The 12,994-nt window shown below is 72.4% G+C and carries 9 protein-coding genes; 4 read left to right on the top strand and 5 right to left on the bottom strand.

Annotated features, from left to right (window positions below; all coding sequences use genetic code 11):
* Positions 1 to 28 precede the first annotated feature (28 nt).
* Entirely contained in the window at positions 29 to 1,204 is a 1,176-nt protein-coding gene (locus NBY65_RS22340) for a TIGR03118 family protein (protein WP_203330647.1), read from the bottom strand.
* Positions 1,205 to 1,521: 317 nt separating this feature from the next.
* Between NBY65_RS22340 and NBY65_RS22335 the strand changes: the two genes are divergently transcribed.
* Entirely contained in the window at positions 1,522 to 3,957 is a 2,436-nt protein-coding gene (locus NBY65_RS22335) for a methyl-accepting chemotaxis protein (protein ID WP_150043661.1), read from the top strand.
* A gap of 36 nt (positions 3,958 to 3,993) precedes the next feature.
* On the opposite strand, the gene NBY65_RS22330 is transcribed toward NBY65_RS22335, so the two are convergent.
* The 4 genes from NBY65_RS22330 to NBY65_RS22315 form a co-directional block, all read right to left on the bottom strand.
* A complete protein-coding gene (locus tag NBY65_RS22330) occupies positions 3,994 to 5,964 on the bottom strand; it encodes a methyl-accepting chemotaxis protein (protein WP_162530782.1) in 1,971 nt (656 codons plus the stop codon).
* Positions 5,965 to 6,110: 146 nt separating this feature from the next.
* Entirely contained in the window at positions 6,111 to 6,443 is a 333-nt protein-coding gene (locus NBY65_RS22325) for a hypothetical protein (RefSeq protein WP_150043657.1), read from the bottom strand.
* Between the two features lie 48 nt (positions 6,444 to 6,491).
* Entirely contained in the window at positions 6,492 to 7,928 is a 1,437-nt protein-coding gene (locus NBY65_RS22320; protein ID WP_150043655.1) for a substrate-binding domain-containing protein, read from the bottom strand.
* Positions 7,929 to 7,976: 48 nt separating this feature from the next.
* A complete protein-coding gene (locus NBY65_RS22315) occupies positions 7,977 to 8,711 on the bottom strand; it encodes a hypothetical protein (RefSeq protein ID WP_150043653.1) in 735 nt (244 codons plus the stop codon).
* A 148-nt stretch (positions 8,712 to 8,859) separates the two neighbouring features.
* On the opposite strand from NBY65_RS22315, the gene NBY65_RS22310 reads away from it, so the two are divergent.
* The 3 genes from NBY65_RS22310 to NBY65_RS22300 are packed head-to-tail and all read left to right on the top strand — an operon-like array spanning position 8,860 to position 12,990.
* Positions 8,860 to 10,623 carry a S1 family peptidase gene (locus NBY65_RS22310; protein WP_150043651.1) on the top strand — a complete coding sequence of 588 codons (1,764 nt, stop codon included), beginning with the start codon at positions 8,860 to 8,862 and terminating at the stop codon, positions 10,621 to 10,623.
* A gap of 16 nt (positions 10,624 to 10,639) precedes the next feature.
* A complete protein-coding gene (locus NBY65_RS22305; RefSeq protein WP_162530781.1) occupies positions 10,640 to 11,980 on the top strand; it encodes a hypothetical protein in 1,341 nt (446 codons plus the stop codon).
* Complete coding sequence (locus tag NBY65_RS22300) at positions 11,977 to 12,990, top strand: vWA domain-containing protein (protein WP_162530780.1); 1,014 nt, start codon at positions 11,977 to 11,979, stop codon at positions 12,988 to 12,990. Before NBY65_RS22305 ends, NBY65_RS22300 begins: the two co-directional genes overlap by 4 nt.
* Positions 12,991 to 12,994: the final 4 nt, after the last annotated feature.

The following is a 12,994-nucleotide window of genomic DNA, read 5'->3' as shown; positions in this document are numbered from 1 at the left end:
GTTTGCTGCCGGGACCCGGCCCGCGACGTCAGGCGTAGGGCGACATGCCGTGGCCCGGCATGGGCGGCGGCCGACCCAGCGGCGAGAGGCTGCCGAACAGGCCATGCGCCTCGTCCTGCACGCCCGCCGTGAAATAGACCTTGCCCGGATCGCCGCCGTTGCCGCCGTTGCCGTTGGTCAACGCCCAGAGGTCGCCGATGACCAGGGGGCGTCCGTCGGTCCCCAGCAACCGGCCGATGAAATGGTCGGTCCCGAGGTCGAAGGCATCGATCGTCCCGTCGCCGAAATTGCCGACCAGCAGGTCGCCGCCGACGCTGCCGAAGCCGGCGGGGGCGATATCGAGTCCCCATGGCGAATTCAGCGGGCCGCCCGAGGCGATGCGCCGCACCATGTGGCCACTTGTGTCGAATTCGTCGACATAGCCGTGTCCCGCGCCGGCCACGTCGTCCTTGCGGTCGGCATCCTGCAGGGCGAAGGTCACGAACACCCGCCCGCCGAGGGCCTGCACGTTGAAGGGCGCATAGCCTTTCGGCAGCGACGGATCCGTGAAGCTGCCGACGTGGGCGAAGCGGGAATCGAAGATGTCCACCCGGCTGTTGCGGAAGTCCGCCGCGTAGAGCCGCGGCCGGCCGTTCACCTGCGCCATTGCCAGGCCCTTGTAGACGGCGCCGTGGCCGGATCCGTCCACGGCCAGCACCGATCGTCCGGCGTCGACACGCGGGTTCCAGCCGGAGATGGTTCCGTCCTCGGTGGCGAAGAGGAACACCGATGCGGCGGATTTGCCGCCTGCGGTGATCCCGAAGCCGCTGCCTGTGCTGTTGAAGACCTGCCCGGTCGGCGTCGCGGGATCGTGCGATCCGCGAGCGGCAGCGATGGTGATCGCCGCATGCCCGCCGAGCGGCAGCGTCCGTCCCGTGCCGTCATGGATCGTAGCCACGCCGCTGCCGTTGTCGGAGATCCAGAACGGCCCACCCGGAGCGAAGGAGACACCCCAGGGATTGATCAGGTGGCCGTCCGTGTGCGCGGCGCGGACGAAGCCGTCGGAGACCAGGTTGGCCTGCGTGACCTCCCGCCCCCGCTCCGGCCGGGATGCGTCGACACCGCCGCCCCGTCCCGCGGGCCGGATGAAACCCATGGTCTGTCCACCCGGCACCGTGGTGTCCCAGGTGATGCCGCCATATCCGCCATCGTCCATGTTTGTCATTCGTTGCCTCCCCGCATGGGCGCAGATTCATCGGCGCCGCAATCAGCACCGACGCCCGCGGGGGAGGCGTTATTTCGGCACAGCTGCGTGAGTGGCACCTGCGCCGGCCATCGCATGGCCGGCGGGGATGCCGCCCAGCGGCCCACAGAGTCGCAGTATCAATTCAGTTATTTTCCAAGATTTGCTTATATTATTGAAAATAATCTATAATAACATCAATAAACACCTTATTTCACATTGGTTTTTGCTACGGCCCGTCTGCGCCATCCGTTATATCACGGCGTCGTGACCGCCCTCCCCGAGGAGCTCCACCTTCCATGCCCGCCGCCATTCCGGACCAGAGACTGCGCTTTCCCTCGCTGCGCCTGCTTCTGATCGGCATCACCGCAGCACTCGCCGTCGCCTCCATCCTGCCGCTGGCGCATGGGCTGGTGGACAGCCTGCAGGCGCGGCAGGTCGCAGCCCGGGTGGTGGAAGCCGACCATGGCGGGTCCCGGCTGATCGTCGCCATCCAGAACCTTGTCCTGGAACGGCTGCACACCAACAACGCCCTGATCGCCCCCGGCACCGCCGGGGCGCAGGAACGCACGCTGATCGCCACCCACCGCGCGGCGGCGGAAGCAGCCTTTGCCGATGCGGTGCCGCTGCTCGACCACCAGGATTTCCCCGGCCGCAAGGAACTGATGGGGGCCGTCACGGAGGCACTGCGCACGGCGGCGGATCTGCGGCAACGGGCCGACCAGGCGATCGGCCAGGCGCAAAACGCCCGCGACCCGGCGCTGGTGAAAGGCTTCATGCCCGGAATGACCGCCCTGGTGAATGCCTCGGTCCGGGCCTGGGTCGAAGCCCTGCACGCCGCGAGCCCGGCCGATCCGGCGATCGCCCGCTACGCCGTGGTGAAGGAACTCGGCTGGATCATGCGCGAGCAATCCGGCTTCGAACGCGCCGCCATTGCCACCGCGATGTCGTCGAAGCAGGCGTTCTCCCAGCCGGCGCTGCTGCAGATGGCGGGGTTCCGGGCCCAGGTCGCCGGCGCCTGGCGCGTCACCCAGGGCCTGCTGGATGACGACCCCGCCTTCGCCCCCGCGGTCGCCGCGGCGAAGACAGCCTATTTCGGCGGGTTCGAGCCATTGGCCGACCGCATGCGCGGCCTGATCCTGCAGGGCGAGCCACTGCCGATGGGCACGGCCGAGTGGATCTCCACCACCAACCCGCAGATCGATGCGCTGCTCGGTCTGTCCAAGGCCGCCGGGGAAGCAAGCGCGCGCGTCGCCGCCCGGCTCGCGCAGGCGGCCGGGCGCAGCCTGCTGCTGCACGGGCTGGGGCTCGCGCTGGTGACGGCGATGGCGCTGCTGTGCGTGGCCACCATCTCGCAGCGGGTGGCGCGGCCGCTGGCGGGAATCACCGAAGCGATGCACGGCCTGGCCGCCGGCAGCACCGATATCGCCATCCCCGGCAACGGCCGCGGCGACGAGATCGGCCGGATGGCGGGTGCGCTCGAGGTGTTCCACCGGGCCGTCCTGGAGAACCGGCGGCTCGCCGCGGAGCAGGAGCAGATCCGGCAGAAGGCCGAGGCGGAACGCTATGCCAGCCTGCGCGCCATGGCCGATACGGTGGAGCACGACACCGCACGGCATGTCGAACACCTGACGGAAGAAGCAACCCGCATCGGCACGGCGGTCGACCGCCTGGCCGGCAGCGCCGACCGGACCTGCGGCAATGCCGCGGCCGCCAGCACCGCGGCGAACCATGCGCGGGACTGTGCCCATGCGGTGGACGGGGCAGTCGGGCAACTCGCCGGCTCGATCCGCGACATCGCCGGGCAGATCGACCGCTCGGCCAGCACCACCCGCCATGCCCTGGCAAAGGGCCAGGATGCCCGTGCATCCGTCGAGGCACTGAACACGCAGGTGACGCAGATCGGCGATGTCGTCGCCATGATCGCCGATATCGCCGCCAAGACCAACCTGCTGGCGCTGAACGCCACCATCGAGGCCGCCCGCGCCGGGGAGGCCGGGCGCGGCTTCGCGGTGGTCGCCTCCGAGGTCAAGGGGCTGGCGACCCAGACGGCGCGCTCGACCGAGGAGATCACGCGCCAGATCGCCGCGGTCCGCCTTGCCACCGAGGCGGCGGTGCGGGTGGTGGGCGAAATCGGCAGCGCGATCGGCGAGGTGGACGCCACCGCGACCACGATCGCCGCGGCCATCGCCCGGCAGAGCACCGCGACCCAGGACATCGCCCGCAACGTCGCCGATGCCGCCACCGCGGCGCGCGAGGCGGATACGAGTATCTCGGCGGTCAGCGACGACGCCGAAATCGCCAGGAAGGCGGCGGCCGAGGTGCAGGCCGATGTCGTCGGCCTCGCCGAGGATGTCACCAAACTCCGCCGCAGCGTGGTGCGCGCCGTGCGCGAATCCTCCCCCGCGGTGAACCGCCGCCTGAGCGCGCGCATCCTCGTCGATCGCCCCGGTCGCCTCGCCCGCGGCGGAGAGGGCACGCCCCATCCGGTCACCGTGGCCGACCTCTCGCAGGGCGGTGCCCGGCTGCAAAGCGCGCCGGCAATGCAACCCGGGGAGCGGGGCATCCTGCATATCGACGGCGTGGCTCAGGCCCTGCCCTTCACCGTCAGGAACGTGGAAACGGAAGACGGCCAGACCGGGCTGAACATCGCCTTCCAACTCGACGCCGCGACCGCCGCGGCCTTCGCCGGCGTGCCCGAGCGCCTGCAGGGCGTGCGCCGGTCCGCAGCCTGAGCGCCGGCGCCAGGGCAGAGCGGCGGCGGCGCGCCCTCAGGCGACGAGATCGGGCGCGACGCGGCGCAGCAGCGCCTCCACCGCCGTAGCCGCGCGCTCGTCGAAGGCGACATGCAGCGCGTCCTTGCTGCAATTCTGCACGACGAAATCCAGCGTCCCCCCGGCCTCGGCGAGCGACAGCCGGCCGCGCGCCCCGGCCGCCGCCTCCGCCACCCCGACGAGGCGGGCCCCGCTGCGGGAGAGATCGACCAGGCGGCCGGTCTGCTCCGGGCCGGTGCCGAGCGCGACCCGGCAGGCGAGGTTCACCGGCAGCCGCGTCTCGCGCCGGCGGTCGACCTCGGACGTCGCGGTGCGCACGACCCGCACCACCGACTGCGTCAGCTCCGCCACCGAGCGGGCCAGTCCCTGCGTCCCTTCGTCCAGCCCCGTGGCATGGCCGCCGGTCGCATCGGCCTCACTGACCAGGTCGGTGCCACGCTGGCTCATCTGCCGCGCCACCGCCGCCGTCTCGGCGATGGTGCGCGCGATCGCCGCCGTCGCCGCCCCCTGCTGCTCGACCGCCGCGGTGATGGCACCGGCCGAATCGGCCATCGCGCTGATGGTGGCATCGATCCGCGCCACCGCCGCCACCGAGGCGCTGGTGCCCTGCCGCACATCGGCGATGCTGCGCGTGATCTCCTCGGTGGCCCGCGCGGTCTGCGCCGCCAGGCTCTTCACCTCGCTCGCCACCACCGCGAAGCCGCGCCCGGCCTCCCCGGCCCGCGCCGCCTCGATGGTGGCATTGAGCGCGAGCAGGTTGGTGCGGGCGGCGATGTCGTGGATCAGGTCGGCGGCGGCACCGATCCGGGCCACCTGCCCGTTCAGCGTCTCGATGGTCGTGCGGGTCTCGTTGCCCGCGGTCACCGCCTCGGTGGCCATCCCGGCCGAACGCCCCACCTGCGCCGAGATCTCGCGGATCGAAGCCGCGAGCTGGTCGGCGGCCTCGGCCACCGTCTGCACGTTCTGCATCGTCCGGGTGGCCAACGAACCGGCATCCCCCGCGGCGCTGCTGGTGCGGCCGGCCGATTCCGCCATGCGGTGCGCGAGCCCGGCCAGTTCGGTACTGCGGGCGCCGATCGCCTCCAGCGCCGAGCGGGTCTCGTGCTCGATGGTGTCGGCCATGCGCCGCAACGCCACGCGCTTGCCGGCCTCGCCCTCCGCCCGCACCGCCTCCTGCTCTGCCGTGAGCCGCGCCGTCGCCGCCATGGCGTCGCGGAACACCAGCATGGCCCGGGCCATGGCACCGATCTCGTCGGCGCGCTGCGTGGCCGGCACCTCGAAGCGCGTGTCCCCCGCCTGCAACCGTCCCATCAGCCCGGTCATGCGGCGGACCGGCCGGGCGATCAGGCGGATCAGCAGCCAGCCGAGCCCGGCGCACAACGCCGCCATCGCAGCCAGGCCGGCGAGGGTGCCGGCATGCGCCGAACGCCCGAGCGCCTCGCCGTCCCGCTTCGCCTGCTCGGCCTGGCGCAGCTCCTCAGCCGCCAGCTTCGCCACCGCATCCTGCAGCCGGTGCGAGGTCGCCCGCATCTCGCCGCGATAGAAGGCCACCGCTTCGGCCAGGGCCCCCTGCCCGAGCGCGAGGAAACGCTCGTGCGCGCGCTGATACTCCTCCCAGGCCTGCTGCACGGCCGCCACGAGCTGCCGCTCCTGCGGGGCGGTCGCGTACGGGGCATAGTCCGACAGCAGCGTGGTGACCTCCTGGCGCACGGACAGGAGGCTGTTCCCCTCACCCGGGCGGGCCGCTTCCGGCGCCAGCAGATAGGCCGCCTGCAACTGGCGGAACCGCATCACCGCATAGGAAAGCCGCCCGAGCAGCCGCGCGCTCGGCACCTGGTCGGCGGACAGCATCGCATTGGCCGCGGTGATCCGGTCGACGCGGTCAAGCGTGAACAGGCCCATGCCGATGGCGCAGCAAAGCAGAACCGTAAAGGCAACAACCAGCTTCCGGCCAATGCTCATGGACATGCGGCTTTCCGAGGCACCAAAATTGCCGCGGGCATAACTCATCGCATGTAAAATATTCAAAGAAAATATCACGGTAATTTTATCAGAATTCGATATGAATGCGAGTTGCCAACCAGTCGCGATCCCATCGGCACCGCCCGCCCTTTCTATTCCTCCACCTGCTCCGTCACTCTCCAGCCGTCATTGAACCGCACGGCGACGAGGGTCCGCTCCACCCAGTTATAGACGCCGAACCGGTTCTGCACCGGGGATCCGCCAGCCAGCCGGACCGGTCTGAAAACAACCCTGACGGTCAGGCGTGCGACCACACGGCCCAGCCCGTCAGTGGCCGGCCCGGTCCAGCGGGTGACGTCCTCGACATCGCTGTCTGTCTCGATGCAGAACCCCTCGCCCGCCTGCCACGCCCCGAGCGCGCGCCCCCTGTCGGTGAGGTCGACCAGCGCGCCCCGGGTGGCGATGGCATCGACGACCTCCTGCACCTCCGTGAAACTTTGCGGCGCATCTGCTCGCCGGTCGGGTCCGGCGCCTTATTGCCGGGCGGTCCACACCTCGACACGGCGGTTGCGCTGCCGGCCAAGGTCACTGTCGTTGCAGGCGACGGGCAGCAGGAAGGCATGCGCCGAGGCCACCACCGGCCCGACCTGGCGCGACCGCAGCACCTGCGCCACCGCATCGGCCCGTGAGCGCGCGAGCGCGAGATTGTCCTCCCACGTGCCCACATTGTCGGTGAATCCCATCAGGTAGATCGTGCCGGTGCCGAGATGCCCGGCGGCGCGCTCGGCCACCAGCCGCTCGATGTCGTCGGTGGCACGGCTGTCGAGTTCCGCCGAGCCGGTGCGGAAACGCAGCGTCACCGACAGCCGCTGCGCTGCCCGTGCCGTGCGCTCATAGACGGTGAAGGCCGGCCGGGTCACCGGCAGGCCCGGCTTGTCGGCGATGGCGCGATTGGCCGCGTAGCCCGGCTCGGCCGGGGCGACATCGAGATTGATGAAGCCGCTCTCGCGCACCGCCTGCTGCGCCAGGGCGTCGGTCGAGGCAAATTTCAGGAATTGCTGCACCAGCAGCGTCTGCCGTGAGGCCGGGGCATAGAGGAACAACCGGCGCGACAGCGGGTATTCCTCGGTCTTGACGGTGAACTCCGAGGCCGTGGTGGCGAGGCCGCAGACGCCGGCAATATCCAGTGCCTTGGCGCTGCGCCGGTAGGCGAAGCCGGCGAAGCCGATGCCGTTGGCATCGGCCGCCACCGCGTCCGAGAGATCCTCCGATGAGGTGAAGGTCTGGGCCGTGGCGACGAAGCGGTTGTCGCCGCGGCACCCCTGCATGACGAGGTTGCAGAAGGTGTCGGTGGTACCCGAGGCATCGTCGCGCCGGTAGACCTGGATCCGTCCCGGCCGTCCCCCCACCTGGGCCCAGTCGGTCACCCGGCCGGCGAAGATGTCGGCGATCTGCTCCTGGGTCAGGCGATTGAGCGGGTTCTGCCCGCTCACCAGCACCAGCACGCCGTCAAGGCCGATCACACGCTCCCCCTGCGCGTTGCGCAGCGGCTCGCGGACGGTCTCGGTCTCTTCCTGGTCGGTGACCGGGCGGGAGGCCATGGCGATCTCGGCACGGCGCCCGGCGAGCGCCTGGAAGCCGGTGCCGGTGCCGCGGCTTTCGATCAGCACCTCCAGTTGCGACGGGGCCTCGGGCTTGCTGAAGGTGAAACGGCGTTGCTGCGGCTCCGGACTGACCGCGACGCGCTCGTTGACCAGGCCGAGGCGGGAGGTGGCGAAGCTGCGCACCAGCGCCGGCCCCAGCTCCTCGCCGATCGTGTTCGACCCGGCGAGCCGCAGCGTATCGCCGGCCGGCTGCGCCCGCGCCGGTGCGGCGGGGAACAGCAGCGCGCACAGCGCCGCGCCCAGGGCGCACCGCCGCCAGACACGGTCGAAGGGAACGCGGGCGGAGGAGAAGTTGGCGGCGGGCATGGTGCGGGGCCTCCGGGCGGTGCCGATACGGGGGATCGGAAGGGGGGATCAGAAACGGATGCGGATGAAGCGCTGCCCGCGCTCGAGCCGGGCACCGCAGCGCACGGCCTCGAGCTTCATGCTCTGCCGCCGCATCGTCCCGTGGTCGAGCATCACCACGTCGAACTGCGGCGCGGCGCGGGCATCGTCGCCGCACCAGGGCGCCGCCGCGACGTCGCCGCGGGAGCGGAACTCGACATGCACGCTGTAGAGCGCGTGGGGATCGTGGCTGCGGCCGGGCAGCACGAAGATCTGCTCGCGCCAGCCCGAGGGCGGCGCGCCGGCATCGAGGAAGCGGCCGCTGTTCGCGCCGGGATCGCTGCGCGCGAAGACATCGCCATGGCCGCCCAGCGTGCCGCCGGGGGCGACCACGTGCAGGTCGAGCTGCGCCTCGCCCAGCCAGCGCAATGCCACCAGCAGCGTGTCGTCGAGGCCGTTCATCCGCACGTCAAGCGGCTGCGGCGCGCGCATGTTGAGATCGAGGCTCACCGTGGCGACGGGGACCGGCACAGCGACGAAGCGCGTCGTCCGCCCGGCCTCGTCGAAGACGCTGACGTACTCGCGATCCTCGTAGGCCAGGGTCGCGGTCTGTCCGGCGCGACAGGGATTGTCCAGCGTGACCACCAGCACGCCGCCCGCGGATGCCGTTTCAAGATGGTCACGACATTGGGCAAGGGCGGGACGCGACAATAGCCACGAGATCAGGACGGCACTGATCACAAGAATGGGAAGCCGAAGCTGCAACGTCCGATCCTATCCTGAAACGACAGAATATTAACCGCTGAATCTCCAATCGCAACAGGCGGATTATGTCAGAATTGTTACAGCCTCAGGAACGTTCTCAGCTTGTGATTACGATACCGGCTTGTGGCGTCACGGCCATCGTTATTAAATGGCAACGCTCCTGGTGGCTGCCGACGAGGGCGATCGCGTCATGGCCGGTGTCCGTTTCCTGCTTGGCGTCGATCTGACCGACGCGGTGCTGCTGTCGCTCGACGGCCCTCCGGCGTTGCTGCGCTACGCCGACCTCGAGGCCTTGTTGCAGGCGCGGGCGCCGATCGCCGCGGGCCTCTTCGCCGAACCCACGCTCGACGCGGTCGATGGCGGCGCCCCCACCCGGGTGTCCTGGTATGGCGCGGCCCCCGGCGCGCCGGCGCTGTTCGGGACGCTGCCGCCCGATGTGCGCCTGATCGCCGAGCAGGCGCTGCGCGAGCGCCTGGCCGCGGTGGCCCCGTTGCTCGACGATCCCGCCATCGCGCCGCTGCTGCGCGCCGCGCTCACCACGCTGCGGCCGGGCGACGTGATGTGGACCGGCGCCGCGCCGGTGGTGGTCAACTGGGGAATGGCGCCGGCGGCGGTCGGCACCTCGGCGGCGGCCCTGGCGGCGCATGTGCAGGACGGGCTGGCCAAATACATGCCGGGCGAACGCAATCCCTGGCGCGACGCGCCGGCGCGCGCGGCTCCCCCGGCCGGTGCCGCGGCGCTGGTGCCCCCCTTCCCCGCCGCGGGGCCGGGTGCCGCGGCAGCCGCCCCCGCCGTGACACCCGGCCGGCGCGGCGTCATCGTGGCGGCGGGCACCGCGGTTGCGCTGGTGCTGCTGGTGGCAGCGCTGGCGCTCGCCGCCGGCTATGCCTGGGGCTGGCGCACCCTGGCGCAGGGGCTGCAGGAAGGGGCGCGTGCGGCCCCCGGCCCCGGCCCGGAGCGCGAAAGCGAGATGATGCGAGTGCAGGAATCCATCAACGATGGCCTGCGCCAGCGCATCGCCGAACTCGAACGCACGCTCGGCGGCGATGTCTGCACCCCCGGCGGCGCCGTCCCGGCCGGCATGACACCGATGCCGGCGGGCCCGCTCGCGCCCCCGCCCGAGCTGCAGCCGGTGCCACGCCCACCCGCCCCCCAGGGCAACACGCCCCAGGGCAATGGCACAGGCCAGAACGCCGCCACGGGCCAGGCACCACCGGGCGGCTCACCGGCGATGCTCGCCGACATCCTGGAGGATGCGGTGGTGATCGTAGTCGCCGAGGCCGGCGAGCACAGCGCCATGGGCAGCGGCTTCGCCATCGCGCCCACGCTGGTGGTCACCAACCGGCACGTCATCGCCGGCGCCACCCCCGGCCATGTGCGGGTGCTGAGCCGGCGGCTCGGCCGCGCGGTGCCGGCCGAGGTGATCGCCCAGACCCCGGGCGATGAGATCGGCCAGCCCGATTTCGCCCTGCTGCGCCTCGGCGAGGGCCAGCTCTCGCCGCTGCCGCTCGCCACCGCCGCCGACCGCATGCTCGACGTGGTGGCGGTTGGCTTCCCCGGCTTCGCGCTCAACCTCGACGCCGACGTGGCCCGCGCCCTGCGCGGCGCACCGCCGCAGCCGCTGTTCACGCCGGGCTTCCTCAGCGCGGCGCAGGAGATCGGCGGCCAACGCATCCTCGTGCACACCGCGAGCATCGACCATGGCAGCTCCGGCGGGCCGCTCGCCGATCGCTGCGGGCGGGTGGTCGGGGTGAACACCTTCGGCCGCACCGATGGCCAAACCGCCTATCGGCTCGACTACGCCCTCTCGGCGCCGATGCTGATCACCTTCCTGCAGGCCCACGGCGTGCGCCCCGACGTGCGCGAGGACACCTGTCATCCGGCGGCGGCGGCAGCCGCCCCGCCGCGCTGACGGCGGGGGGCCACGCATGCGCCTCATCCTGCGGACACCGCACGGCGACCGCGTACCGGTTCCCGTGCTGGACGGCACCGTGCTCGACTATGTCGAGCCGATCCAGGAATACCTCCGTACCACCTGCTCGGAACGGCACGCGCGGCTGCTGGCGCGGCCGAGCCGCCGGCGCGAGGGCATCGACTGGCTGACCGACCTCCCTGGCACGGTGTGCCGGCTCGACGAACTCGATGCGGCGGCGCAGCAGGCCGGCGCGGCGACGACCGCCGCGCTGCTGCGTGACATCGCGGCGGCGGCGGCACGGCTGCGCGCGCAGCCGCGGGCACAGGACACCATGGCGCGGCTGCTCGATGCCGCCATCGCCGGCGTGACCCCGGGCGACATCCACTTCGTCGGCGACCAGCCGGTGCTGGCCGGCTGGGGGCTGCGGGCGGCCCGGCTCGGCGCGGTCGAGGCAAGCGCGAATCACGAGCTGCTCGGCGAACTCGACCGGCTCGCGCAGCCGCCGGCGGAACCACCCCCCGCCACACCGGCACAGCCGCCGGTGGCACCCGTGGCGCCCCTCCCCAAGCCACCCCCCGTGGCATCCCTTCGAATGCCGCCCCCCGCCGTAGCACCACCGACGGCACCCGTGGCCGCGATCCGCGGCCCGGCCCCGTCTGCGCGGCTGGTGGTGCCGGTGTTGCTGGCCCTGCTGCTGCTGGCGGCGGCGGCGTGGCTGCTGCCGGGGCCACTCGCGGCGGCGGTCGCGGCGCTGCGCCCGCCACCGCTCGCCTGCCCGGCACCGCCACAGGGCGCCCCCGGCCTGGCCGCCGCGCGCGAGCAGGAAACCGCCTTGCGCACCCGGCTGCTGCAGCTTGAGCAGATGATCGGGGCGCGGGTGCTGCAATGCCGCCTGCCGCCCGTCCCTGCCGCGGCGGCGCCCCGCCCCGCGACGGCACCGCCGGCGGCGGCGATCGACCAGCGCCTCATCCGCAACAACGCGCGGCAGGGCCGGGCACAGGTCACGCTCGCCTGGAACGGTCGTGCCGACCTCGATCTCTATGTGCGCTGCCCGAACGGCGAGGTCATTTCCTTCGGCAAGCGCCAGGGCGGCGGCGGCGAACTGGACGTCGACATGAACTTCGGCACCCAACACTCCGACGAGCCCGTCGAGCACGTCACCTGGGCGCAGGACCCGCCCGCCGGCACCTATACCGTGCTGGTCACCTATCCGGACGCCCGGCAGGCGGGCACGGGGACCGTGCCGCCGGTGCCGTTCACGGTGCGCATCGACATCGGCGAAACCAGCCACACCGAGCAGGGCACGGCGCGCGAGTACGGCCCGCTGCGCGTCACCAGCTTCCACGTGCCATGAGCGCCCCTGCCCCCCGTGGACGCTTCCTGCGCGCCCTCGCCCTCGCGGCGCTGGCCGTGGGCGTGCCGCTCGCGCTCGCCGCGTTCTGGTTCGGCGCGACCACCGGCGGGCGGATCTCGCCGGCCCGCACGCCGCTCGAAGCCTGGTGCCCGGGCTTCGGCCTCGCCCGCGCCGAGGCCGAGACGATGGATCTGCGCCGGCAGCTCGCCGCGCTGGAAAGCGCGCTGGCACGCCGCCGCCCGCTCTGCCCGATCTGCCCGGCCGGGGCGGCCGAGGCCGCGCCGGAAATCGCCGTCGTCGTCGATACCTCGCCCTCCATGCGCTGGCCGGCGCGGCTGGATGCCGCGGGCGAGGCCGAGCAGACCCGCCGGATCGAACGCGAATCGGGGTCGATCGACCAGCCGGACGGCGCCGCCGCCCTGAACGCCGTCTGGGCGCGGACACCGCCGGGCGAGGCCCGCCTCGACGCGGCGCGCGCCGCCGCCCGCGCCGCGATCACGGCGATGCCGCCGGAAAGCCGCGTCCACCTGCTCACCTTCACCCCCGCCGGCGGCCAGCCGGAGACGGCGAAATGCAGCGTCTCCGGCCGCGGCAGCTTCGGCGCCGCCGATACCGCGAGTATCGACCAGGTGCTCGCGGCGCTGCAGCCGGATTCCAGCGGCACGCCGCTGGCCGAATCGCTGCGCAGCGCCGCGGCCGCGCTCGCCGGCCGCGCCCCCGCGCCGGACGGCCGGCCGCGGCTCGGCCTGGTGGTCGTCGTCACCGACGGGGCCGAAAGCTGCGGCGGCGATCCCTGCGCCGCCGCCGCCGAGCTGCGCGCCCGCGACCCCGCGCTCTCGGTCACGCTGGTCGACATCGCCCACAACCGGGCGGCCGCCTGCCTTGCCAGCGGCACGCTCGGCCAGGTCGTGCAGCCCGAGGACGCGGCGGCGGTAGGACGGGCGGTGACGGCGCTGCTGGCGCAGCCGCGGCAGTCGGGCTGCATCGCCGCGCCGGCGGCCAGCCGCTGATCGG

Source organism: Rhodovastum atsumiense (genome assembly GCF_937425535.1).
GTDB lineage: Bacteria > Pseudomonadota > Alphaproteobacteria > Acetobacterales > Acetobacteraceae > Rhodovastum > Rhodovastum atsumiense.
Note: the sequence above shows the minus strand (reverse complement) of the source record. Positions and strands in the feature narration are given on the sequence as shown.

What these genes read in the sequence shown, in the direction of transcription:
- NBY65_RS22340 (WP_203330647.1), bottom strand. Translation starts at nt 1,204, where the DNA reads ATGACAAACATGGACGATGGCGGATATGGCGGCATCACCTGGGACACC.
- NBY65_RS22335 (WP_150043661.1), top strand. Translation starts at nt 1,522, where the DNA reads ATGCCCGCCGCCATTCCGGACCAGAGACTGCGCTTTCCCTCGCTGCGC.
- NBY65_RS22330 (WP_162530782.1), bottom strand. Translation starts at nt 5,964, where the DNA reads ATGTCCATGAGCATTGGCCGGAAGCTGGTTGTTGCCTTTACGGTTCTG.
- NBY65_RS22320 (WP_150043655.1), bottom strand. Translation starts at nt 7,928, where the DNA reads ATGCCCGCCGCCAACTTCTCCTCCGCCCGCGTTCCCTTCGACCGTGTC.
- NBY65_RS22310 (WP_150043651.1), top strand. Translation starts at nt 8,860, where the DNA reads ATGGCAACGCTCCTGGTGGCTGCCGACGAGGGCGATCGCGTCATGGCC.
- NBY65_RS22305 (WP_162530781.1), top strand. Translation starts at nt 10,640, where the DNA reads ATGCGCCTCATCCTGCGGACACCGCACGGCGACCGCGTACCGGTTCCC.
- NBY65_RS22300 (WP_162530780.1), top strand. Translation starts at nt 11,977, where the DNA reads ATGAGCGCCCCTGCCCCCCGTGGACGCTTCCTGCGCGCCCTCGCCCTC.